Below are 22,312 nucleotides of genomic sequence, written 5' to 3'. Positions count from 1 at the left end.
AACATATGTTTCTTTTCTGCATGACACCCACCCTTGCAGCCTTGACCAGCCAAATTCGGCGCGAGATCGATGAGATGCCTGCGCAGATGCAAGTCGCGGCGAAGTATATCATCGACCATCCCGGTGATTTCGGCCTGAACCCGGTCCGGGTGACCGCTGACCGGATCGGCATCAGCACCAGTGTTCTTGTTCGACTGGCGCAGCGTATGGGTTTCGACAGTTTTGACGCCTTCCGCCACCCATTTCGCCTTGCCCTCACAACAGACAGCGAAGACAGGATAGGTCATGGGTGGCTAACCACATCACCCGGACAAGACCCTTTCCACGGCGCACAGGCCAGATTCGCGCGCAATGAGATGAATGTTGTGTCCCGCTCTCTGCGTCTGATGGAGCCGAATTTGGCCAAGCGTGCCGTTGAATACATGGTGTCTGCACGTCACTGTTATGTGACCGCCACAAGGTCCAGTCATGCGCTGGCCTATTATTTTCACTACGCGGGGCGCATGGCCCATCCCGGATTACAGCTGATACCTCGGCACATGGGCTCGGCCATCGATGACCTGGTCGAGGCCACGTCCGAGGATTGTTTGTTTGCCATCACGGTCCATCCCTACTCCGCAGATACGATCCAGTCGATGCGCTTTGCCCGCGACAGGGCCATAAAGATTGTACTGCTGTCGGATAGCGAGGTGATTGCCCCCGGCGTCAACCCGGATGTGGTTCTGCCCGTCAGCACCCGCACATTACATCCGTTTTCAAGCTTTTCCGGCGCGATGGCGGTTCTGGAATGCCTGCTCGGTCATCTCTTTGATGCAGGGGGCGAAGCTGCACGGGATAGGGTCGAACAGTTTCAAAAAGCGCGGGAGGACACCGGCGCGTATTGGCGGCCCGGCGTTTTGCCAAGGATGAGAAAACCCTAGAATATCAATAGTACATACGCAATATAGCGGACCTTGGCGGCGGTCAGTCGTTTCGTTTCGCTCGCGGCTGGGGTCTGGTCGGGATTTCCTTCAACAACCCGCCAACCCCCATTCCGGCAATATCTGCGCCTGTTGTTTCAATCCCGCATGCGACACGCGACAGCACCCAATCCGCCCCATTCAACGCCGGAGAGCGGGCGCATCCCGGCAAACCGATCACAGGTCGGCCTTGCAGGTCCCCCAGAAACAGCAGGTTTCCCGGATCAACCGGCATACCAAAGCGATCAATCGTCCCGCCAGCCAGCCGAACGGCCGACGGTGCGACATCGTTCGGGTCCGAGGTGGCCGAACCCGTCAATATCATCAGAAGATCACCTTTCCCCTTAGAAATCGCGCTGGTCAAAGTATCCGTTCGATGCGGAACAATCTGCACCTCCGAAAGCTCCATTCCCATTGCCTCGACCCGTCCCCGAATTGCGGCAATCCCCTTTTCGTTCGGCGGCCCACCGGGAATTTCCGTGACAACAAGACCGGCTGTCCGATGAACTGGCCGCGCCAAACGCACAGCTCCTTTTGCCAGCCCGGCGGCGCGCTGAACATCAGCCTCTGGCACGGCATATGAGATGACCTTGATGGTCGCCACCATGCCGTTCGCCCCCATTTGCTGGTACTGGGGAACGGTCGCAACGGTAATCATCGGATTGACCTGATTGAACATTTCAAGTGCGTGAACATCAAGCACGGCAACCCCGGGCCCATCGGCCAAAAGATTTACCCGCCCGGTAAAAGCCTCGGTTACCCGCAAGTTGGCTGAAGCTGGATCAGGTGCCAGCGCAGACGCCAGTTTGAGTGCCGCCTGATCTTCATGGCAATCACCGGTATCCAGCCGGGCAACAATGACCTCGCTTAAACCAGCCTTTTCCAGTTGCGCTACATGTTCCGCGCGCAATTCAAGCCCTTTGCGGAGCTTTCGCCCATCCGCTGTAACCGAATGCGCCAGAATAGCTCCTTCTGCCCGGGAGACCGGTACAGGCCCAAATTTCATGCCTTCCCTCGAAGAACTGCAGTGATCTGCGCCAGTATCGCAACCGCGATTTCCGAGGGACCGGCGGCCCCAATATCCAGGCCGATGGGCCCATGAATGCCAGAGATCTGCGCATCGGTGAAACCGGCCGCTTTCATACGCTCAATGCGCTTGGCATGGGTGCGTGTTGACCCCAATGCGCCGATATAGAACACATCGGCGTCCAATGCGGCTTGTAGCGCCGGATCATCAAGTTTTGGGTCATGTGTCAGCAGGACAATCGCGGTCCGCGCGTCCAGTCCAAGCTTCGCAACGGCTTCATCCGGCCAATCCGTCAGGATCGTTTCGCCGGGAAAACGCGCACTGGACGCGAAGGCGTCACGTGGGTCGATGATGGTTGGATCGTAGCCCGCAATCCGCGCCATCGGTACCAGAGCCTGCGCGATGTGAACCGCCCCAACAACCAGCAACCTCAGCGGTGGGTTATGTACTGCGACAAAGGTCTGGCCATCCTCTTCGAACCCTGACCGATCCATACGCAGCCTGTCGGCATAAGCGTTGCGACGCAGCGCCCTGCGCCCGGTCTCGATGTTGACTTCGTAGGCAACGGGCGTTCGAGCGGCCCGAGCGGCAACCAGTTCCGCCAACATAGATTCTGGCAGGACTTTTCCTATGGGTTCGACAAGAATGCGTATGGTCCCCCCACAGGCCAAACCAACCGCGAAGGCATCGTCGTCACTGACCCCGAATTCAAGCAAACGCGCTTCGCCTTCATCAATGGCTTCAAGCGCCTCGACGATAACAGCACCTTCGACACATCCACCAGAAACAGAGCCTTCTATCCGACCATCACCGCCAATCACCAATTGGGATCCCACCCGCCGCGGCGCACTGCCCCAGGTTTCGACAACTGTAGCGAGCGCCGCGCCGCGCCCGCTGCGGTGCCAGTCAAGCGCCGTTTCAGGACTGTTGTCGAATCGCTCCATCGGAACCTCCGGATGACCTATGACACCAACATAAGCGGGATTTGCGGGATGAAAAGCGCACCAAGCTTACCAAAAGGTCTATATTGAACCCCATAAGGCAACGCCACGGCCTGAAAGATATTCAACAAATCATAGCATTGATTGTTTGTGACCCGAGTTCTAGCCTGTACAGGCAACCGGCATCGGGTCTGGCTTGCATACCAAACAATTCATAGATCGGAGACATGCAGTTGAAACGTATTCTTGCACTGGGCGCGGCAGTTGGTCTTTTGACTTCAACCGCAGCGTGGGCTGACACATTCCAACGCTATGGAGAGGTTGAAGGCTGGAAAATCTTCATCGACAATGAAAAGAAATCCTGCCTGATCGAGGCCGTTGATGATGCGGAAAACGTCGTTCAGATGGGTCTGACCGAAGATCGCGGTGTGGGATATGTCGGCGTGTTCACCAAGGCTGAAACCGATATCAAACGTGGCGAGACGCAAGAAGTCGCCATCCTGCTGGGCGACAACATCTATCTGGGTGAAGCGACCGGCATGAAAGGTAACATCACCAAAGGCTATTCCGGTGGTTATGTCCTGTCGGACAGCCCTCAGTTCGCGGATGATCTGGCAAAGAAAAAGGTCATGATCGTGTTCCCCGAGACATCCTATGCCTTCACGGTCGATCTGACAGGCACTTACAAAGCCATGGAGATGGCCCGCAAGTGCAACGAAGAGCAGCTGTCGTAATCTGCTAATCAGAAAGCGCGGCCATCAGCCGCGCTTTCTGCCCCTGGTCGTCGGGTTCTGAAATCGCTGCGGCCAAGTCTTCGAGTGAGGCAATCGAATGCCCTGCGCGAAAACTGTCAACATGCGGCAGCATCGCGGCAACGCCTTGCGCCCTGGGTGCGAACCCGTCCCAACGCAACAAGGGATTCAGCCAGATCAGGCGTTTTGAGGAAAGGTGCAGACGCTCGATCTCTTTCCTGAGGAGCTCGGGATCACCCCGCTCGAGCCCGTCGGTGATCAGCAGAACGACCGCCCCTTGCCCCATCACCCGGCGTGACCAGTCCCGATTGAATTGATGCAGACACTCTCCGATGCGAGTGCCGCCTTCCCAATCCTGCGCCTCGGCCCCTGCGGCGGCAAGTGCCGCGTCTACATCCCGTTGGTGCAGGTGGCGCGTTATGTTGGTCAGGCGTGTGCCGAATGTGAAGGCATGGACCTTCGCCCAACCCGCTCCCTTGGTGTTCGATACCGTGTGCAGGAAATGCAGGATGATCCGACTGTACTGGCTCATCGAGCCGGAAATATCGCAAAGTGCGACAAGATTTGGCCAGCGCGGTTTGGGCTGTAGCCTGGCAATATCGCGCAACTCACCTCCTTGCCGCATGGCCGCGCGCAAGGTGCGGGCACGGTCGATGCGGTGCCCCAGATGGCTGGTCTGCCCGCGGCGTGATTCAATTGGCTTTACTGGCAGTGTCATCCGCGCCAATACGCGCTTGGCCTGCGCTATTTCGACCGTGCTCATCTGCTCGAAGTCCAGATTGCGCAGCCGCTCCTCGGACGATGCGGTCTGGGTTGCGTCGATTTCGATCTCGGTTTCGTCTTCCTCTTGTCCTGCAGCGTCCGGCAAATCACGCTCAACCCCGTCCAGCAGCGCCTCAGCTGCGCGCTTTTCAGCGGCATCGGCATTGCGTTCTTCCTGAACGCCGCGAATTGCAGGAAGCATCATAGCCATCATGTGTTCCATGTAACGCGGATCTCGCCAGTACATTCGGAAGACTTGCGCGAAAACCACGCGGTGTTCCGGGCGGTTCACGAAACAGGCGTGTAAGGTCCAATAGAAATCCTGTTTCTCGGAAAAACCTGCCGCCTGCACGGCACGAATTGCGTCGATCACACGACCGGGTCCGATTGGCAGCCCAGCCTTTCTGAGTGCGCGGGCAAAATGGGTGATGTTGTGCGCCAGCTTTGGGTTGTCCGGGATATCCAGCGAAAGTTGTTCGGCCATCAGACGTTATGGGGGCTCTGCCCCCATACCCCCGGAGTATTTGGAAAAAGATGAAACATCAGACCGGTTCGAGCGTGGCCTTGGCCTCGTCGAGGATGCGTTTGGCCTCGGACCCCTGAAGTTTTTGAATGTCGTCCTGATATTTCAGGATCGCACCCAGCGTGTCGCCGATCACCTCGGGGCTGAGGTTCAACACATCCAGCGCCAACAGGCATTTCGCCCAGTCGATGGTCTCGGCCACACCGGGTTTCTTGAACAAATCCTCGGTGCGCAAACGTTGAACGAAGGCTACAACCTCGCGACTAAGCCCTTCCGCAGCTTCAGGCGCGCGCGCATGCAGAATTTCGATCTCACGTTCGAAATCAGGATAATCAACCCAGTGATACAGGCAGCGACGCTTGAGGGCATCGTGCACTTCGCGGGTCCGGTTCGACGTGACAATTACAATCGGTGGTTCGGGTGCTACAACAGTGCCCAGTTCAGGAATCGTGACCTGAAAATCACTCAGAGCTTCCAGTAGAAAGGCTTCGAACGGTTCATCGGTCCGGTCCAGTTCGTCGATCAGAAGAACCGGCGCTCCATTTTCGTCCGGGCGCATTGCCTGCAACAAGGGGCGTTCGATCAGGTATTCGTCCGAGAACAGTTCAGTCTGCAACGCGCCCCGGTCGGCCCCACCCGCGGCCTCAGCCGTTCGGATCGCGACCATCTGCGCCGGAAAATTCCATTCGTAAACAGCTGACGACGCATCCAGCCCTTCGTAGCACTGCAACCGGATCAGGCGCCGGTTCAACCCGGATGCCAGAGCCTTGGCGATCTCGGTCTTTCCAACCCCTGCTTCGCCTTCCAGAAATAACGGGCGTCCAAGCTTCAGCGACAGGAACACAACCGTCGCAAGGGCGCGACCGCAGACATAGCCCTGACGACCCAGCATCTGCTGCACGGCATCGATGGAATCTGGCTGTGTCATGGAACCCCTCTCTGCTTTAGGGATAAACAGGTCATGCAAGTGTCTGGGCGTCAAGGCCTCAACCTTGGACAGAGCTACGACGTTCAGGTCGGTTGACAAGATTTTTTTTGTGCCTTGCGCGGACGCAGTTGGTCTTTCGCAACAGCTATGCTAGCGGAAGGCCATGACCGACACCCTTACGCTCCGCCGCCCCGACGACTGGCATCTGCATCTGCGCGATGGCGCGATGCTACAGGCCGTCCTGCCCGAAACCGCGCGCCATTTCGCCCGTGCGATCATTATGCCGAACCTGGTGCCGCCGGTTGTGCGCGGCGACCAGGCCGCTGCCTATCGAGACCGCATTCTGGCGGCCCTGCCCGACGGTATGACGTTCGAGCCGCTGATGACCCTGTATCTGACCGAGGATACAGATGCCGAAGATGTCGCTGCAGCCCATGCCAGCGGTCTGATCAAAGCCGTCAAGCTGTACCCTGCCGGGGCAACGACCAACTCTGCCTCGGGTGTGCGCGATTTCGACAAAGTGCGCCCGGTGCTTGAGAAGATGGCCGAAATCGGCTTGCCCATGTGCGTACATGGCGAGGTGACGGATCCCGAGATCGACATATTTGACCGCGAAGCCGTGTTCATCGACCGTGTTCTTGATCCAATCCGCAGATCGACACCAGGCCTGCGTGTGGTGATGGAACATATCACCACGTCAAATGGTGTGGATTATGTCAAAGCCAACGCGGTTGATCTGGGTGCAACGATCACGGCGCATCACCTGATTATCAACCGCAACCATATCCTGGTTGGTGGCATCAAACCGCATTACTATTGCCTTCCTGTTGCCAAGCGCGAAGAACACCGTCTGGCCCTGCTATCCGCCGCGACATCGGGCGATGCGCGGTTTTTTCTGGGCACGGACAGCGCCCCGCACACGGATGCCAACAAGGAAATGGCTTGCGGCTGTGCCGGTTGTTTCACAGCGACCAACACCATGTCTTTGGTCGCCGAAATGTTTGACCGGGAAGATGCATTGGACAAGCTGGAAGGCTTTGTGTCGCTCAACGGGCCAGGTTTCTATCGCTTGCCGGTGAACCAGGATATGATCACCCTGACCAAGGGTGAGCCCGTTTCGTATCCCTCAAGGATTGACACAGGCGATGGACCGGTCACTGTGTTTGACCCGGGTTTTCCGTTGCACTGGTGCGTGGCTTAACCCGCCATTCGTTCGGCCAGATCGCGGGCACGCCCCCCGGTGCGCAGCATCGACCAGATCGTGTCCGCCTCATCCGCGCCGATCAGCTTGGTCGCTTTGTCGCGCACGCGATCCTCGCGGTCAGACAGCGACATTGGGTTCAGCAGATCATGCGTTGCTTCGCGGCGAATGCCATCGCGACGCAACAGGGACAGATGCGCCTGCGTTTCTGACAGGCTGTCATCTGCCTCGACCGTGATGCAGTCGCGCAAAGACGTAATACGCGGGTCAAGGCAGACCTTGTCAGTGAAACTGCCAGGCAAAGCCGTATCATATCCCAGTGCCTGCATCGCGATCACTGTCCGATAGGAAAACTTGGCTCCCAGTCCGGTTGTCGGTGACAGCTGATTGCACACACTCATCCAGCGCGGATGCGTTTTTATCTGGATCTCGGCGACCTCGGGTTCTGCTATGTCCAACTCCCGCGCGGCTTCCAGCGCGGCGTGAAGACCGTGGCAACAGGCGTGAAACTTGTGGCTGACCGTTTCAAACAGCCATTCATCACCCACCCCATCCAGAGCAGTTTGGTCTGCCGCGCCTTGATGCGTTGCGCCAAACCCAAAAGGACCTTCCAGCGCGTCGGCGTTGGCCTGAAAACCGCGCTGCACCAGCAATGCTGTCTCGACCCCTGCCGAGGCGGCAAGTCCGGCGTTATACGGCTTGCCCATGGTTCCGAACTGCGCCTTCAGCCCTGCCGCACGCGTTGCCGTCAGACCCAGAACCATTCGCATCTGGTTTGCGTCAAAACCCAGCAAACGACCGACAGCGACAGCCGCCCCAAAGGCACCGGATGTTGCCGTCTGGTGAAATCCTGCCTGATAGTGGCCGCGCCCCAGCCACAAGCCAACTCGGATTGAGGTTTCCATACCCACCAAAGCGGCTTCGAGCATATCGACAAGAATACGATCATCCCATTCGGCCACCGCAAGGGCTGCGGGCAAAATGGCGACGGAAGGATGTCCGATATGGGCGAAATGCGTGTCATCGTAATCCAGCGCGTGAGACACCGTGCCATTGACCAACGCAGCACCACGCAGCGGCGCCGAGCCGCCGCCAAAGAGATGCGCCTGAGGGTTCCCGCCCTCGGACAGTATCATGTCACGAACCGTGATTGAGACAGGTTCGCGCGCGCCTGCCCGGCCCACAGCGACCCAGTCAAGAACAGAAAGCGACGTGACGATTCTTGCCTGAGACGACGTCGAAACCGGGCCTGCCGCAAAAGCGGCCAATGATGCAGTAAATTCCGTCATGCGCGTAGTCTAGCGTGCGCCTGACAAGGGTAAAGACCTAGCTGTAGAGTTGTTGCGCGCGCGCCTCAAACGCGCGCACGATCCGATGCATGGCTTCGTTGAATACCACGCCGATAATCCCTTGCAGGATGGCATTCTTGAATTCGAAGTCCACATGGAACGAGACGTTGCAACCCCCATCAGGCGCGTCCTCGAACTGCCAGTCGGATTTCATGTATTTGAAGGGGCCGTCCAGGTATTCGGTGTCGATTTTCTTTTGATCCGCAAACAGGGTTACTTTGCTGCCAAAACGTTCCCGGAAAACCTTGAACGAGATGACCAGATCGGCCTCCATCACCTCAGCCTCTTCCAGCGCATAGGTATTGCGAATGCGGGCAGCAGCGCACCACGGCAGAAATTGCGGGTACTTGGCCACGTCGGCAACCAAGTCGTACATCTGCTGGGCAGTATAAGGCAGGTGGCGGGTTTCCGAATGGATAGGCATGACGTCCGGTATTTGCAGGTGACAATGGCGCGTCATGTCGTATGTTGCGCGCCAAAGATCAAGGGGGCTGCGATGACTGACCGCGCATATGTGATAGATGAGATGATCTCGGCAAAGGCCATCGCTGCTCGAATCGAGGAGCTGTGTCGCGACATTTCGGCAGAGTTCAAAGACACCGACAAGCTGGTGGTCGTGGGTCTGCTGCGCGGCAGCTTTGTATTCATCGCCGACCTTGTGCGCGAACTTGACCTTCCGATCGAAGTGGATTTCCTTGAAGCTTCTTCTTACGGAGACGCGATGGAGAGCAGCCGGGAAGTTCGTATTCTCAAAGACTTGCGCGGCGCAATTGAAGGGCGCGACGTGCTGGTTGTCGAGGATATCGTTGACACCGGTCATACGTTGAACCATGTCACCAAGTTGCTGCAAAGCCGTAACCCCGCGCGCCTGAAATCCATTGCCCTGCTGGATAAGCCGAGCCGCCGTGAAGTGGATTTCCGATCAGACTGGATCGGGTTTGAGATTCCAGACGAATTTGTCGTGGGATATGGAATTGACTACGCCCAACGCAATCGCAACCTGCCCTATATTGGCAAAGTCCGCTTTACAGACGAATAGCTGAGCGGGCAATTTACAGATCACGTGCTCAGACCTGTTTAAAATTCTATTTTTAGAACATCATTGGACAATCATCGCCTCGTCGCTTTACCTTTCAGGAAATAGCAGGAGTATTGATAATGAAGCGGTTTTTCGCGATAGCGGGCGTCTTTTTGGCGATCGTGTCCCTTGCAGGTGCGTCTTATGCAAAAGACAACAAGGGCAAAGGGCAAGGTGCCAACAAAACCAAAGTAGAGAAATCCATTAAGTCAAACGGCAAAGCTGTTCCGCCCGGTCAAATCAAACGATACACCCGAGGTCAGAAATTGCCGAACGACCTGCGTTTTGATTATATTGACGAGCTCGACAACTGGAAGCTCAAACCGCTGAAGCCAGGGCAACGGTATATTCGGGTCGACGACGAAATAATCTCGATATCGGATGATACGAAGACTGTAATAGAAGCTGTTGGAATCGTTGGCGATCTGATGAACTGAAAGCCTCGGTCCTAGCAGTCGCGGCCTAACACAGCGTCGATGGCCTTCAAAAATATCCCGGTCCCAATCGGAATAAGCGCATCCGGGAAATCATAGTCCGGGTTGTGCAACTGGGGATGGTCGCTCCCCGACCCCAACCAGAACATGGCGGTTTTCGCGCTTTTTCCAAACTGGCCGAAATCTTCTGAAAAACGCTGTGGCTGATCGGTCAACCTGCAAGAAACGCCCTGCTCCGTGCAGGCTTTGGACAGGATCGAAACTGCTTCCGGGTGATTGGCACAAGCCTCAAACACTTCGTCATAACTGATTTCGACCGCCAGCCCGTCGGCTTTGGCCGTTTCGCGGACCAGCGACTCAGCGTCGCTGATCAGTTGCGCCATTCTCGCGTCCGTGACGGTGCGAAGCGTCACCCACAGCTCGGCCCGCCCCGGTGCTACTCCGACCGTGCGCTCACCCAACGTGGCATGTGTGACGGTCGTCAACGCGTAGCCGTCATTCAGATCCCCGCCGTCCCCTAACACGGTCAAAGCCGGCATCAGGCGTGCCAGCGCACCGGCAGGTGACACCCCATCTTGCGGAGCGGCAGCATGTGACGTCTTTCCGGTCAGAACAATCTGCATCCCGCGTGAGGCACAATTGGCAGAACCGCTGCAAATTTCGACCGCCCCCAACTCCAATCCCGGTAAGTTGTGCAAAGACAACACCAGGTCGGGCGCAACCTCGGCGTATTGGGGATCAGCTCGGAAAGCGATTGCACCATGGCCGGTCTCTTCGGCTGGCTGGAAGATCAATACGACGCGGCCCTTCTTGGGGCGTTGATGATTCAACACGTCTGCCACGCCCAGAACCATTGTCATATGCCCGTCGTGGCCGCACAAATGCCCTTTGCCCGCGACCTGTGATACATGGGAATGGTTCGCCAACTCCTGGATCGGCAGCCCATCCATTTCGCAGCGAATGCCCAGCGTGGGACCGGGTTGGCCACTTTCGAAAACAGCAGCGATCCCGTGCCGACCTATTCCGGTCATAACATGGTCAGCACCAGCGTCGCGCAGAAATTCAGCCACCCGCGCCGCGGTTTTCTTTTCTTGTCCCGAAAGTTCGGGGTGTTGATGCAGCTCGTGGCGCAGACGAGTCAGTCGCGCGATCTTATCCGGTGTCACGCTTTTTGTAGCTTTTCTAGACGCGCCGCGCGCAGTCGGGTGAAATCGTCACCAGCGTGATAAGAAGACCGGGTCAAAGGTGTCGCAGATACCATCAGAAAGCCTTTGCCGTATGCCGCCTTTTCGTATGACGCGAACTCGTCGGGTGTAACGAAACGATCAACGCCGTGGTGTTTCGGCGTTGGTTGCAGATACTGGCCAATCGTCAAAAAATCGATATCCGCCGCGCGCATATCATCCATGACCTGGCGCACCTGCTGTTCGTTTTCGCCAAGCCCAACCATGATGCCAGACTTGGTAAAGATCGACGGATCAAGTTCTTTCACCCGCTGCAAAAGACGCAGGGAATGGAAGTACCGCGCACCGGGGCGAACCTCGGGGTACAAACCCGGTACGGTTTCCAGATTGTGATTGAAGACATCCGGCTTCGCCTGAACCACAATTTCCAGAACATCCGCATCGCATTTCAGAAAATCGGGTGTCAGAATCTCGATCGTGGTTTTGGGAGAGCGGTGCCGCACCGCGCGGATGGTCTGCGCAAAATGCTCGGCTCCTCCATCGCTCAGATCATCCCGGTCGACAGAGGTGATAACCACATGGTTCAGGCCAAGTTTTTCGACTGCATGTGCCACCCGGCCGGGTTCAAAGGCGTCAAGGTCGTCTGGGCGACCGGTAGCGATATTGCAGAATGTGCAGCCACGGGTACAAATCTCGCCCATGATCATCATGGTGGCGTGACCCTGGCTCCAGCATTCGCCGACATTGGGGCATCCTGCCTCTTCGCAGACGGTGACCAGATTGTTGTCGCGCATGATCCGGCGCGTATCTGCATAACCTTTGCCGCCGGGTGCCTTGACCCTGATCCAGTTCGGTTTCTTGGGCTGCGCATTATCCGGGCGGTGCGCTTTTTCCGGATGGCGCTGTTCGGGGACCTTCAGATCTCGCACGGGCAATTTTCCTGACTTTGGGTCAATCCTGTCGCTCATAACATAGACAGATGCGCAGTGTTACACCAGCGGCGCATAGCCGCTATGCAACGCCGCCGTGCATAAGCAAGAGCACGATTGCAAATTCCCGTTTTACCGCATGTTTTCAATGCCTAATGAGAAGAGATTATTAGTTCAAAATGCGGCGTTTCGTCGATTGAAGGTAGTTTGGAACTGTTTTAAGTCACAACAAAATCACAAGTGAATCACAGGAGCTTGACCATGAAATCCGGCGCAATTCTGCCCAACGTGACCTTTCACACCCGTGTCCGTGATGACTCAATCGAAGGACCAAACCCATTCCGTTGGGAAGACAAGTCCACCGCTGACTATTTTGCAGGAAAACGCGTGATCCTGTTCTCGTTGCCCGGTGCGTTCACGCCCACCTGCTCGACATATCAACTGCCCGGCTTTGAAAACGGGTATAGCGATTTCATTGCCCGGGGCGTCGATGAAATCTACTGCATGTCTGTCAACGACAGCTTTGTGATGAACAAATGGGCGCAAGATCAGGGCCTGACCAACGTAAAGGTCATTCCGGATGGATCGGGCGAGTTCACCCGCAAAATGGGTATGCTGGTTGACAAGGATAATCTGGGCTTTGGCATGCGGTCATGGCGCTATGCGGCCATCGTAAACGACGGCGTTGTCGAAGCGTGGTTCGAAGAACCTGGCCTGATGGATAACTGCCCCGAAGATCCCTATGGCGTGTCTTCGCCCGAAAACCTGATGAAACACCTTCAGGCAACAGCAGAGCCCGAACTGGCCTGAGTATTAACAAGACGAATAAAGGCCCGTTTTGACGGGCCTTTTTTGTGCCTTCAGCCTATCATGCGGTCGCGTTCAGCCTATCATGCGGTCGCGTTCAGCCTGATCCTGATAGTGGCGCTTCAGCCGCTGTAACGCGATCCGCAGAACAATCTTTCCGGATCGTGCTGACCAGCCCATGCGTTTTTCCGCCAGTTCCAACCCTTCGAGATAGCAACAGCACCGCAGGGCAACGTCACTTAGTCCGGGGCCAAGATCAGACAAGGCCCGCGCCACGCGATCCCGCGCATCGGATGACCCCTTTCCTCCGTGGCTTTCACTGTCATAACTGCCGCGGCCACCAGCCGTTAGAAACCGCTCCCAGTTCTGTGAAACCTGAGGGCCAATCTGCGCCAACTCGAAATCTTCGCGCAAACGCTCTCCGGCGCTGACAAGCGATTCATCCAGAAATGGCTTGCCATCGCGGTCACGCCTGCGTGCAAGGGCAACCAACGGACTTTCCGTGGCGCTATAGCGAATGCGCTTGATCCGGTCAGCCGCCCCGGCCGACGTCTTAGACTGAAACAACGACTGGGCTTCGGCAAATCCAAATTCAGTCCCCACCCGCGCCTTGTTTTCCGCTTTCGCAATCAGGTGGCTCAGGGCCGTTCGGCCAGCTGCAGAAATCCGATACCGTGAAATACGACCGGGGTTATCGCAGGAAATCCAGTCCTTTAAGGCCAGAGCCTGAGCGATCTCGCAATCGACGACCGCGGTTCTGGTCGCTCCGGCGTTGCCGGTGTCGCGAACGACTACCGCTTTGTCCATTTCTTCAGCCACGGCAAGAACCGAACCGGTTTCACTCAGGCGGCGCAAAATGCGCAATGCTTCTCTTTCGAACGCTTCTTCCTGGGCAGCTTCATCCGCGATCACGACCGCGTCGCCTGCGTCATCGGACATGGAAAAATGTGTTTCTGCCAGCGATTGCAAAGCAGCATCCACCAATGGATCGTCACGGCGCATCTCGATACGCCGGATTTGCCGGAGGATGGTTGACGCATGGCAGCCTGCCGATCTCGCGATATCGCGGATCGAGCGTCCGGTTTCGGTATGAGCAAGGTATCTTTGCGCCCCCTCTGGAACCCATGCCGGAATGGTGAAAGCCATGTTGTTTTCCATGATTATTTGCCCTCGTCGACAAAACAAAATGTCACTTTTCGCCCTCGGATTGCGGGTTAACCAAATCTAACTAGAGGTCCATTCGTTACTCGTTCGTTAACCTCACAAGGCACGAACCAGATTTGATTCAAAAAGATAAACAGTCGTGAAACCATCGTTCGGAGAGGCTGTCACGCAGGCAACACCCGCTTAGGTTGTGCATTTAATGGTCCCGTAAACCTTCAGACACAGGACACATAAGATGCAGGACCTGATGACAATGATCTCAACGCTTCACCGCCCACGCATGTTGGCAAGAGCCGCAAATTTCGGAGCGAGAGAGTACAACCGGGACAGGCATCTGCAACGTATTCTGGGATACGGATCATTGCCGGGTTCAGGTCAGGCCCTGCTGCGACTGATGGAGATGGAAAAAGAGGTAAATGAACTGCGCAAAGAAGATGATGCCGCATACTCTCTGGTCCGGCATCTCGACATTCTTATCGCGCTGTTGGGTGAGGCGCGGCTGTATCAGGCCAGCCGCGCCCCGGTCCTTCAGTAATCAGGAGAACGCATCCGGCATGGAGGCCTTTTTCTCGGCGATATAGGCTTCCAGCGCTGCGGCTGTATCCGGTTCCATATGCGGTTGCTGGTAATTAGCAAGCAGGTGTTCAACCCGCGCAGAGGCCAGAGCCCGCGTATCACGTGCGCCTTCTTCCTGCCAGGTTTCATATGGCTTGTAGTCCAGCAGATCGGACTTCCAGAACGATTCCTTGAAGTTCGCCTGCGTGTGGGCACATCCTAGGTAATGCCCGCCCGGGCCAACTTCCCGGATCGCATCCATGGCCTGCGCGTTTTCGTCATAGGCCACGCCTTTGGCCAGCGAATGCAAAACACCCAACTGGTCGGCATCCATAACGAATTTCTCGAAGTCGGCCACCAGGCCGCCTTCCAGCCAGCCGCAGGCATGCAACATGAAGTTCACGCCAGCCAACAGTCCCATATTCAGCGAGTTCGCTGTTTCATAAGCCGCCTGCGCATCCGGAAGTTTCGAGCCACAGAACGATCCTGCGGACCGATAGGGCAAGTTCAGACGCCGCGCCAGTTGACCCGCGCCATAGGTGATATGCGCAGCTTCTGGTGTTCCGAAGGTCGGTGCACCTGAATTCATGTCGATCGAAGTCACGAATGCACCAAAGATCGCGGGTGCACCGGGACGGACGATCTGGCTGTACGCCACACCGGCAAGAACCTCGGCCAAAACCTGTGTCAAAGTACCGGCCACCGAGACCGGCGCCATCGCGCCGCCCACAATAAAGGGCGAGATGATGCAGGCCTGATTGTTACGTGCATAGACTTCCAGCGAGCCCATCATCACATCGTCGAATGTCATCGGCGAGTTGATGTTGGTCAGCGACGTCATCACCGTGTTTTGCTGAACGAACTCCTTGCCGAACAGGATTTCGCACATTTCGACCGAATCCTGAGCCCGGCTGGGATCGGTCACAGAACCCATGAAAGGCTTGTCCGACAGGGTCATGTGCGCCTTCAACATGTCCAGATGGCGTTTGTTCACCGGAATGTCGGTCGGCTCACACACAGTACCGCCCGAATGGTGCAACCACTTGGACATATAGGCGAGTTTCACGAACTTGTTGAAGTCGTCCATCGTCGCGTAACGACGGCCGCCCTGTGCATCGCGCACGAAAGGAGGGCCGTAAACCGGGGCCAGAACCATGTTTCGACCACCGATTACGACCGATTTCTCGGGGTTGCGGGCATGTTGGGTAAACTCGCTGGGCGCAGTTTTGATCAGCTCACGAGCCAGGCCACGCGGAATGCGCACGCGTTCACCGTCGATATCCGCGCCAGCGTCGCGCCAGCGTTCCAGAGCGGCAGGGTTATCAACAAAGTTAACACCGATCTCTTCCAACACGGTTTCCGCATTGTTTTCGATGATCTCCAGTGCCTCTTCATTGAGGATTTCGAAGTTCGGAATGTTGCGTTCGATGTATTTCGCGGTCTCGATACGAACTGCAGTCCGCTCGGCACGGCGGGCAGCGCCACCGCCACCTCTCGCCCTGCGCCGGGTGTTTGCCTCGGTCATGAGAAGATCCCGTGTTGTTGGTTAGATTGAGCGTTTGATACAGGTTTGCCGGAACGCAAGCATAGGGATTGCGGCACGTTGGGGGAAAAAGCGACATTGCCGTTCTGCAATCCCGCCAACGGGCTGCCATTGGGGATAATCGGATTTTGGAAAGTGCGGCCCAATTGTTACCGCACCTGTCTACTTCGGATCACGAACGGCGGGAAACACGAGTGCCGAAGGCCTGTGTGGCGATCTTCATCGAATCCCGCGCCGGAATCGGACCTCGCTCTTGCGAAATGTGCAGGCTTGCCCTAAGGCGCTGACATGACCCAGACATCCCACGACCGCCTTCTGATCATCGACTTCGGCAGCCAGGTTACGCAGCTTATTGCCCGCCGCCTGCGCGAACTGAATGTCTATTGCGAAATTCACCCTTACCAGAATGTCACGATGGATTTCGTGCGGGAAGTGGCCCCGCGCGCCGTGATCTTCTCGGGCGGGCCGGACAGTGTGACGCGCGAAGGGTCGCCCCGTGCTCCGCAAGAGATTTTTGACTACGGCGTGCCGATTCTGGGCATCTGTTATGGCCAGCAAGTGATGATGCACCAGCTTGGCGGCAAGGTCGAAAGTGGCCATGGCACCGCCGAGTTCGGTCGGGCTTTTGTCACGCCAAAAGACGAACTGGAAATTCTGAAGGGCTGGTTTGACGACGGGGATGAACAGGTCTGGATGAGCCACGGTGACCACGTCAGTGAAATCGCGCCGGGATTTCAGGTTTTTGGCACATCGCCTAACGCGCCCTTTGCGATCACAGCCGATCCAGCGCGCCATTTCTATGCCGTGCAGTTCCACCCCGAGGTGCACCACACGCCCAAGGGCGCGAAGCTGTACGAGAACTTCGTCAAGCTGGCCGGTTTCAAGGGCGACTGGACCATGGGGGCCTATCGCGAGGAGATGATCCGCAAGATCCGCGAGCAGGTTGGTGACAAGAAGGTCATCTGCGGTTTGTCGGGCGGCGTTGACAGCTCGGTCGCGGCGATCCTGATCCACGAGGCGATTGGAGACCAGTTGACCTGCGTCTTCGTTGACCACGGGCTGTTGCGCAAGAACGAGGCGACAGAAGTCGTCGGCATGTTCCGCGACAACTACAATATCCAACTGATCCACGCGGACGAATCCGAACTGTTCCTTGGCGAGCTTGAAGGGCAAAGCGACCCGGAGACCAAACGCAAGATCATCGGCAAACTGTTCATCGACGTGTTCCAGAAACACGCCGATACCATTGAAGGGGCCGAGTTCCTGGCCCAGGGAACGCTTTATCCGGATGTAATCGAATCGGTGTCATTCTCGGGCGGGCCTTCTGTAACCATCAAATCGCACCACAATGTCGGTGGCTTGCCGGAAAAGATGGGCCTGAAACTGGTCGAACCCCTGCGAGAGCTGTTCAAGGATGAGGTGCGCGCACTTGGCCACGAACTTGGCCTTCCGCAGAGCTTCATCGGACGCCACCCCTTCCCCGGCCCCGGTCTGGCAATCCGCTGCCCCGGTGAAATCACACGTGAAAAACTGGGTATTTTGCGGGAAGCCGATGCGATCTATATCGACCAGATCCGTAAACACGGCCTCTATGACGACATCTGGCAGGCTTTTGTCGCCATCTTGCCAGTGCGCACGGTAGGCGTCATGGGTGATGGACGCACCTATGACTACGCCTGTGCGCTGCGGGCCGTCACATCTGTCGATGGCATGACCGCAGACTACTACCCGTTCAGCCATGAGTTCCTGGGCGAAACGGCAACGCGGATCATCAATGAGGTTAAGGGCATCAACCGGTGCACCTATGACATCACATCGAAACCACCCGGCACCATCGAGTGGGAATAACCGGTGGGTGTCTGCGTAAAACTTAACTGATTGAGCTGCAAAACGTCCTTCTCGTTCAAGCCTTTGTTCGGGGCAGTCATCTATACGACCTTGAATCTGGTGCACCTTCGACGTTTGAATGGCCGGGCAAACCTAGCCTGCTTATCATAGGCTCTTGGCCTTGCGGTCTTTTGGCCGCGCGGCTACGCGACGAACCTGAGGGACGCCCGAAATGAGCCATGCGCAGAAAGACGTGTTGAAGGCCGGTCTATGGATGACAGGTGCGATCGCCTCATTCTCATCCATGGCGGTTGCAGGGCGTGAGCTGAGTTCTGCGCATGATACCTTTGAAATCATGATGTATCGCAGCATCGTGGGGTTCGTTGTTGTTGCAACAGTCCTGACTTTAACGCGCAACTGGCAGCAGGTTTCAGCCGAACGGCTGGGATTGCATGCTTTACGAAACACCTTACACTTTACAGGGCAAAATCTCTGGTTCTACGCCGTGGCAGTGGCTCCTTTGGCACAGGTTTTCGCGCTGGAGTTCACTCAACCGCTTTGGGTGATCCTGCTTTCGCCGCTGTTTCTGAACGAACGGTTGACCCCGCTCAAGTTGATTGCGGCGCTAATTGGGTTTTCAGGGGTTCTGATCGTCACACGCCCAGGCGCTGCCCCCCTGAGCCCCGGCTTAATAACAGCAGCGGCATCAGCGGTTTTCTTCGCGTTTACAACGATTACCACCAAGAATCTTACGCGATTTGCCAGTATTGGGTGTATCGTTTTCTGGCTAACTGCAATGCAAGCGGTCCTTGGGGCCACAGCCGCTGGCATCGACGGTCAGATTGTGCTTCCGACAATGCAAACCGCGCCCTACTTGATTCTGGTTGGGTTGGCGGGTTTGCTGGCGCATTTTTGCATTACCAATGCCCTGTCTATCGCCCCGGCAACCGTCGTAATTCCCTTTGATTTTGCACGCCTTCCGACAATCGCGGTGATCGGAATGATCCTCTATCACGAGCCCATCGACCATTGGGTGCTGATCGGCGCCGCTATCATCTTTGCAGGCATTTTCCTGAACATCTGGTCCGAAAATCGTAACAGTTTAGCAACAGTTCAGAACTGTAGTGGCAACAAGTAACGCACCGTCACCAGTTGACCTTAAACTAACTGAAAAGAAAGTATCGCGCATTACACACGAGTAGGCGCTGGACTCACTCAATTCTTCGCCAGGCAAATACTCGAAAAAGTTCGGGAGGACAGAATGAAAACAACACTACTCGCAACGTGCGCTTTGTGCGTTGGAGCAACGGCTGGTTTTGCAGGCGGCCTGGACCGCAGCGGTCAGGGTATCAACCTGATCTTTGAAGAAGGCTCTGCAGTTCAGTTTCGGTTGGGGTATACCGACCCAAGCGTGACCGGTACGATGCCAGACGTTTTTGGCACAAATGGTGGCCAACCCGTTGATTCAGGTGAAGTTGCGAACGACTTTTTTACACCGCACTTGGGGTACAAAACGGCGCTTACAGAAAAGCTTGATTTCGCCATCATGTATGATCAGCCCTTCGGTGCCGATATTCAGTACGCGAGCACGTATCCCCTGTCTATCAACCCAATTCCCGGCGGTCGAACCGACAGCCTGAGGGCGACAGCGGATACAGATGCCATCACAGCGCTGCTGCGCTACAAATTCGATGGCGGGTTCAGTGCGATCGGTGGTATTCGCGCGCAGCGCGTCAAGGCCTCGATAACTGTTCCTATTACCGCAGGCTATCAGGTGGATACCAGCGCTGATACCGCATTTGGGTATGTTGTTGGTGTCGCCTGGGAAAAACCCGAAATCGCAGCACGTGTATCGCTGACTTACAACTCCAAGATCAGCCACGACCTTTCGCAGACAGAATCGCTCAACCCGCCTCCTTTCCCACCAATTCCACCGGGGACTGTGGCAACGTTCAACACCACAAGTGAGATTGAAACACCGCAGTCAATCAACCTGGATTTCCAGACTGGTGTGGCGCCCAAGACATTGTTGTTCGGCTCGATCCGTTGGGTCGACTGGCCACAGCTTGTGTATAACCCGCCAAACTATCCGCCGACGACGAACCTGGTTGATTATGACGAAGCCACGTTCACCTACTCGCTGGGTTTGGGTTATCAGTTCTCGGAAGAATTTTCTGGTGCTGTGACACTGGGCTACGAATCTTCCCAAGGTACGCCGGTGTCGAACCTCGGCCCGACAGATGGGTTCTGGAGCATCGGTCTGGGTGGCACCTATTCTCTTGAGAATGCCAAAATTTCCGGTGGTGTGCGTTACACGGATATCGGAGATGCCACCGCGAATGGCGCCGGTCCGGCGGCACGTGGTACATTCACAGGCAACAGCGCCTGGAGCGTTGGTTTTCAGATCACATACGCTCTGAACTGATCTGAGTATCATATGTTCCTACAAAGCCTCGCAGTTTCTGCGGGGCTTTTTCGCATGAACCGGGTCGCCGTTGGTTAACTTCAATGAAACAGTGCCCGTATGGATGCACAAAAACGCCTCTCTCTTCGCGCCTGGGCCGAGCTTTTGTTGCTTGGACTGATCTGGGGCGCTTCCTTTGTTTCCATCCGGGTCGCTCTGGACACACTTCCCGTGATGACGTCGGTTTTGCACCGCACATTCTGGGCCATGCTGGTCTTGTGGCTGGTGACCTGGATCGGGGGGGGCAAGGTGCAAAGCGCGCCCCGAGTCTGGGGCGCTTTTTTGGTCATGGGGCTATTGAACAACGTCATCCCCTTTAGCCTGATGGCTTGGGGGCAGCTGTACATTGACACGGGTCTGACGGCGATCCTGAACGCGGCGACCGCGATCTTCGGCGTTCTGATTGCAGCACTGTTTTTTCGCGACGAACGATTGACAAAGACCCGGCTACTGGGTGTCTGCTTGGGCTTTCTTGGTGTCTCAATCGCGATCGGAGCGCAGAATTTCTTGAGTTTCAGCCTGCAAAGCACCGCTCAGATTGCAGTGTTGACCGGAACAGTTTCCTACGCATGCGCCGCGGCTTGGGCGAGGCAGACATTATCGCACCTTCCACCGGTGGTTGCCGCCGCCGGTATGCTGACGGCTTCGACAGTGTTGGTATTGCCAATAACACTAGCAGTTGATGGAGTACCCAGCTTGGCGTTACCCGCAATAACCTGGGCGGCCATCGGGTACTATGCGATCGTCGCAACGGCCGGCGCATATCTGCTTTACTATCGGGTTTTGGCAATGGCCGGCAGTGGCAATCTTATGTTGGTGACGCTTGTCATACCCCCGGTCGCTATTGTTCTGGGCGCATTGCTGCGCGAAGAGTCCCTGCCCCCAAACGCCTTTCTGGGCTTTGCCGTTCTGGCGATTGGCCTTTTGGTTCTGAATCGTTCGTCCCGGCCCAATTGACGCCGTGCGCTGCCCGATTTAGCTAGGGCAAAAAAGGACAGCGCAAAATGATCTACACCTCAGCCAATGACTGGCGCACCGCAAGCCGCAAGAAAGTGCTGTTCTTTGGCATGTCAGGATTGGGCAAGACCTACGTATCCAACATCCTCCGAGATTCCGGGAACTGGTTCCACTACTCGATCGATTACCGGATCGGAACGCGCTATATGGGCGAGTACATCACCGACAATGCCAAGGCCGAGGCTATGAAAGTTCCGTTCTTGCGTGAACTGCTGTTGTCGGATTCGATCTATATCGGTTCGAATATTTCATTCGCCAACCTGACACCTGTTGCCGCTTATCTGGGCAAGCCGGGAAACCCCGATCTGGGCGGCTTGGACATGCCGGAATACCGCCGCAGGCAGGAACAGTTTCGCTTGGCCGAAATTCATGCGCTGCTGGACACCGAATACTTCATCGACCGCGCCGAGCGTTTATATAAATATCCCCATTTTATCTGTGATACGGGTGGGTCGATCTGCGAATGGGTAGACCCCGAAGACCCAAGAGATCAGGTTTTGTCCGAACTCGCACGGCATACCCTCATGATCTGGCTAAAGGGTGACGAGGGTCACACGGTCGATCTTGTGCGCCGTTTCGACAAATCCCCGAAACCCATGTCCTATCAGGCCGATTTCCTGACCCGTTCCTGGACAGAGTATCTGGATCAACACGGCTGTGCCGAGACCGAGGTCAACCCCGATGATTTTGTCCGCTGGACCTATGCGCAAGCCCTGGCCCATCGTCAGCCCCGGTACGAGGCGATGGCAAAGAACTGGGGCGTGACGATTGATGCCAACGACATCGGCAAGATCCGAGATGCGGCTGATTTCGACGAGTTGATCGAACGCACCCTTGAGGCCAGTCGCAATAACGCCTAACTACCAGT

22 protein-coding genes are annotated in these 22,312 nt (G+C 56.4%); 12 read left to right on the top strand and 10 right to left on the bottom strand.

What is annotated here, in order from left to right; translation table 11 throughout:
• The first annotated feature begins 20 nt into the window (after positions 1–20).
• Complete coding sequence (locus ACR0ES_RS00795; RefSeq protein WP_480505367.1) at positions 21–920, top strand: MurR/RpiR family transcriptional regulator; 900 nt, start codon at positions 21–23, stop codon at positions 918–920.
• A 43-nt stretch (positions 921–963) separates the two neighbouring features.
• Here the strand turns inward: ACR0ES_RS00795 and ACR0ES_RS00790 are convergent, their stop codons facing one another.
• A complete protein-coding gene (locus tag ACR0ES_RS00790; protein ID WP_480869219.1) occupies positions 964–1,965 on the bottom strand; it encodes a molybdopterin-binding protein in 1,002 nt (333 codons plus the stop codon).
• The gene (locus ACR0ES_RS00785; protein WP_480772634.1) at positions 1,962–2,930 is read right to left on the bottom strand and encodes an XdhC family protein; all 969 of its coding nucleotides are present in this window, start codon (positions 2,928–2,930) and stop codon (positions 1,962–1,964) included. Before ACR0ES_RS00785 ends, ACR0ES_RS00790 begins: the two co-directional genes overlap by 4 nt.
• Positions 2,931–3,154: 224 nt before the next feature.
• On the opposite strand from ACR0ES_RS00785, the gene ACR0ES_RS00780 reads away from it, so the two are divergent.
• Positions 3,155–3,661 (top strand): hypothetical protein, encoded by a 507-nt coding sequence (locus ACR0ES_RS00780; RefSeq protein ID WP_480485800.1) that lies wholly within the window; start codon positions 3,155–3,157, stop codon positions 3,659–3,661.
• 4 nt (positions 3,662–3,665) lie between these two features.
• Here the strand turns inward: ACR0ES_RS00780 and ACR0ES_RS00775 are convergent, their stop codons facing one another.
• Positions 3,666–4,925: a vWA domain-containing protein gene (locus tag ACR0ES_RS00775; protein WP_480564977.1), complete on the bottom strand. Its 1,260-nt coding sequence runs from the start codon at positions 4,923–4,925 to the stop codon at positions 3,666–3,668.
• A 58-nt stretch (positions 4,926–4,983) separates the two neighbouring features.
• Complete coding sequence (locus ACR0ES_RS00770; protein ID WP_480869217.1) at positions 4,984–5,892, bottom strand: AAA family ATPase; 909 nt, start codon at positions 5,890–5,892, stop codon at positions 4,984–4,986.
• A gap of 163 nt (positions 5,893–6,055) precedes the next feature.
• On the opposite strand from ACR0ES_RS00770, the gene pyrC reads away from it, so the two are divergent.
• Positions 6,056–7,093: a dihydroorotase gene (gene pyrC, locus ACR0ES_RS00765; protein WP_480564983.1), complete on the top strand. Its 1,038-nt coding sequence runs from the start codon at positions 6,056–6,058 to the stop codon at positions 7,091–7,093.
• Here pyrC and ACR0ES_RS00760 read toward each other — a convergent pair.
• The gene (locus ACR0ES_RS00760; protein ID WP_480869215.1) at positions 7,090–8,382 is read right to left on the bottom strand and encodes an MmgE/PrpD family protein; all 1,293 of its coding nucleotides are present in this window, start codon (positions 8,380–8,382) and stop codon (positions 7,090–7,092) included. The genes pyrC and ACR0ES_RS00760 overlap by 4 nt on opposite strands.
• A 37-nt stretch (positions 8,383–8,419) precedes the next feature.
• Positions 8,420–8,866, bottom strand: coding sequence for a type II toxin-antitoxin system RatA family toxin (locus tag ACR0ES_RS00755; RefSeq protein ID WP_480869653.1), 447 nt, complete (start codon positions 8,864–8,866; stop codon positions 8,420–8,422).
• A 72-nt stretch (positions 8,867–8,938) separates the two neighbouring features.
• Between ACR0ES_RS00755 and hpt the strand changes: the two genes are divergently transcribed.
• The gene (gene hpt / locus ACR0ES_RS00750; protein ID WP_267365856.1) at positions 8,939–9,481 is read left to right on the top strand and encodes a hypoxanthine phosphoribosyltransferase; all 543 of its coding nucleotides are present in this window, start codon (positions 8,939–8,941) and stop codon (positions 9,479–9,481) included.
• A gap of 119 nt (positions 9,482–9,600) precedes the next feature.
• Positions 9,601–9,957 carry a hypothetical protein gene (locus ACR0ES_RS00745; protein ID WP_480485807.1) on the top strand — a complete coding sequence of 119 codons (357 nt, stop codon included), beginning with the start codon at positions 9,601–9,603 and terminating at the stop codon, positions 9,955–9,957.
• A gap of 11 nt (positions 9,958–9,968) precedes the next feature.
• On the opposite strand, the gene ACR0ES_RS00740 is transcribed toward ACR0ES_RS00745, so the two are convergent.
• Positions 9,969–11,120, bottom strand: coding sequence for an amidohydrolase (locus ACR0ES_RS00740; protein ID WP_480485809.1), 1,152 nt, complete (start codon positions 11,118–11,120; stop codon positions 9,969–9,971).
• Complete coding sequence (gene lipA, locus ACR0ES_RS00735; protein ID WP_480485811.1) at positions 11,117–12,067, bottom strand: lipoyl synthase; 951 nt, start codon at positions 12,065–12,067, stop codon at positions 11,117–11,119. Before lipA ends, ACR0ES_RS00740 begins: the two co-directional genes overlap by 4 nt.
• 261 nt (positions 12,068–12,328) lie before the next feature.
• On the opposite strand from lipA, the gene ACR0ES_RS00730 reads away from it, so the two are divergent.
• A complete protein-coding gene (locus ACR0ES_RS00730) occupies positions 12,329–12,877 on the top strand; it encodes a redoxin family protein (RefSeq protein WP_480481177.1) in 549 nt (182 codons plus the stop codon).
• A gap of 72 nt (positions 12,878–12,949) precedes the next feature.
• On the opposite strand, the gene ACR0ES_RS00725 is transcribed toward ACR0ES_RS00730, so the two are convergent.
• Complete coding sequence (locus ACR0ES_RS00725) at positions 12,950–14,032, bottom strand: DUF6456 domain-containing protein (RefSeq protein WP_480565001.1); 1,083 nt, start codon at positions 14,030–14,032, stop codon at positions 12,950–12,952.
• Positions 14,033–14,273: 241 nt separating this feature from the next.
• Here ACR0ES_RS00725 and ACR0ES_RS00720 point away from each other — a divergent pair, with 241 nt between their 5' ends.
• Positions 14,274–14,573, top strand: a complete 300-nt coding sequence (locus ACR0ES_RS00720) for a DUF6477 family protein (protein ID WP_480481181.1) — start codon at positions 14,274–14,276, stop codon at positions 14,571–14,573.
• Here the strand turns inward: ACR0ES_RS00720 and ACR0ES_RS00715 are convergent, their stop codons facing one another.
• On the bottom strand, positions 14,574–16,118 hold the full coding sequence (locus ACR0ES_RS00715; RefSeq protein ID WP_267366259.1) for a trimethylamine methyltransferase family protein: 1,545 nt from the start codon (positions 16,116–16,118) through the stop codon (positions 14,574–14,576).
• A 306-nt stretch (positions 16,119–16,424) separates the two neighbouring features.
• Between ACR0ES_RS00715 and guaA the strand changes: the two genes are divergently transcribed.
• The 5 genes from guaA to ACR0ES_RS00690 all read left to right on the top strand — a co-directional run bounded on the left by guaA (position 16,425) and on the right by ACR0ES_RS00690 (position 22,304).
• Positions 16,425–17,984 carry a glutamine-hydrolyzing GMP synthase gene (gene guaA / locus ACR0ES_RS00710; protein WP_480869213.1) on the top strand — a complete coding sequence of 520 codons (1,560 nt, stop codon included), beginning with the start codon at positions 16,425–16,427 and terminating at the stop codon, positions 17,982–17,984.
• A 211-nt stretch (positions 17,985–18,195) separates the two neighbouring features.
• A complete protein-coding gene (locus tag ACR0ES_RS00705) occupies positions 18,196–19,101 on the top strand; it encodes a DMT family transporter (protein ID WP_480869211.1) in 906 nt (301 codons plus the stop codon).
• A gap of 123 nt (positions 19,102–19,224) precedes the next feature.
• The gene (locus tag ACR0ES_RS00700; RefSeq protein ID WP_480869209.1) at positions 19,225–20,388 is read left to right on the top strand and encodes an OmpP1/FadL family transporter; all 1,164 of its coding nucleotides are present in this window, start codon (positions 19,225–19,227) and stop codon (positions 20,386–20,388) included.
• A 99-nt stretch (positions 20,389–20,487) separates the two neighbouring features.
• Complete coding sequence (locus tag ACR0ES_RS00695; RefSeq protein ID WP_480869207.1) at positions 20,488–21,384, top strand: DMT family transporter; 897 nt, start codon at positions 20,488–20,490, stop codon at positions 21,382–21,384.
• 47 nt (positions 21,385–21,431) lie between these two features.
• Positions 21,432–22,304 (top strand): ATPase, encoded by an 873-nt coding sequence (locus ACR0ES_RS00690; protein WP_480583960.1) that lies wholly within the window; start codon positions 21,432–21,434, stop codon positions 22,302–22,304.
• Positions 22,305–22,312: the final 8 nt, after the last annotated feature.

It is taken from the genome of Ruegeria sp. N7 (genome assembly GCF_056531345.1).
This window is presented reverse-complemented; position numbering and strand designations above follow the sequence as displayed.

What these genes read in the sequence shown, in the direction of transcription:
- ACR0ES_RS00795 (WP_480505367.1), top strand. Translation starts at nt 21, where the DNA reads ATGACACCCACCCTTGCAGCCTTGACCAGCCAAATTCGGCGCGAGATC.
- ACR0ES_RS00790 (WP_480869219.1), bottom strand. Translation starts at nt 1,965, where the DNA reads ATGAAATTTGGGCCTGTACCGGTCTCCCGGGCAGAAGGAGCTATTCTG.
- ACR0ES_RS00785 (WP_480772634.1), bottom strand. Translation starts at nt 2,930, where the DNA reads ATGGAGCGATTCGACAACAGTCCTGAAACGGCGCTTGACTGGCACCGC.
- ACR0ES_RS00780 (WP_480485800.1), top strand. Translation starts at nt 3,155, where the DNA reads ATGCAGTTGAAACGTATTCTTGCACTGGGCGCGGCAGTTGGTCTTTTG.
- ACR0ES_RS00775 (WP_480564977.1), bottom strand. Translation starts at nt 4,925, where the DNA reads ATGGCCGAACAACTTTCGCTGGATATCCCGGACAACCCAAAGCTGGCG.
- ACR0ES_RS00770 (WP_480869217.1), bottom strand. Translation starts at nt 5,892, where the DNA reads ATGACACAGCCAGATTCCATCGATGCCGTGCAGCAGATGCTGGGTCGT.
- pyrC (WP_480564983.1), top strand. Translation starts at nt 6,056, where the DNA reads ATGACCGACACCCTTACGCTCCGCCGCCCCGACGACTGGCATCTGCAT.
- ACR0ES_RS00760 (WP_480869215.1), bottom strand. Translation starts at nt 8,382, where the DNA reads ATGACGGAATTTACTGCATCATTGGCCGCTTTTGCGGCAGGCCCGGTT.
- ACR0ES_RS00755 (WP_480869653.1), bottom strand. Translation starts at nt 8,866, where the DNA reads ATGCCTATCCATTCGGAAACCCGCCACCTGCCTTATACTGCCCAGCAG.
- hpt (WP_267365856.1), top strand. Translation starts at nt 8,939, where the DNA reads ATGACTGACCGCGCATATGTGATAGATGAGATGATCTCGGCAAAGGCC.
- ACR0ES_RS00745 (WP_480485807.1), top strand. Translation starts at nt 9,601, where the DNA reads ATGAAGCGGTTTTTCGCGATAGCGGGCGTCTTTTTGGCGATCGTGTCC.
- ACR0ES_RS00730 (WP_480481177.1), top strand. Translation starts at nt 12,329, where the DNA reads ATGAAATCCGGCGCAATTCTGCCCAACGTGACCTTTCACACCCGTGTC.
- ACR0ES_RS00725 (WP_480565001.1), bottom strand. Translation starts at nt 14,032, where the DNA reads ATGGAAAACAACATGGCTTTCACCATTCCGGCATGGGTTCCAGAGGGG.
- ACR0ES_RS00720 (WP_480481181.1), top strand. Translation starts at nt 14,274, where the DNA reads ATGCAGGACCTGATGACAATGATCTCAACGCTTCACCGCCCACGCATG.
- ACR0ES_RS00715 (WP_267366259.1), bottom strand. Translation starts at nt 16,118, where the DNA reads ATGACCGAGGCAAACACCCGGCGCAGGGCGAGAGGTGGCGGTGGCGCT.
- guaA (WP_480869213.1), top strand. Translation starts at nt 16,425, where the DNA reads ATGACCCAGACATCCCACGACCGCCTTCTGATCATCGACTTCGGCAGC.
- ACR0ES_RS00705 (WP_480869211.1), top strand. Translation starts at nt 18,196, where the DNA reads ATGAGCCATGCGCAGAAAGACGTGTTGAAGGCCGGTCTATGGATGACA.
- ACR0ES_RS00700 (WP_480869209.1), top strand. Translation starts at nt 19,225, where the DNA reads ATGAAAACAACACTACTCGCAACGTGCGCTTTGTGCGTTGGAGCAACG.
- ACR0ES_RS00695 (WP_480869207.1), top strand. Translation starts at nt 20,488, where the DNA reads ATGGATGCACAAAAACGCCTCTCTCTTCGCGCCTGGGCCGAGCTTTTG.
- ACR0ES_RS00690 (WP_480583960.1), top strand. Translation starts at nt 21,432, where the DNA reads ATGATCTACACCTCAGCCAATGACTGGCGCACCGCAAGCCGCAAGAAA.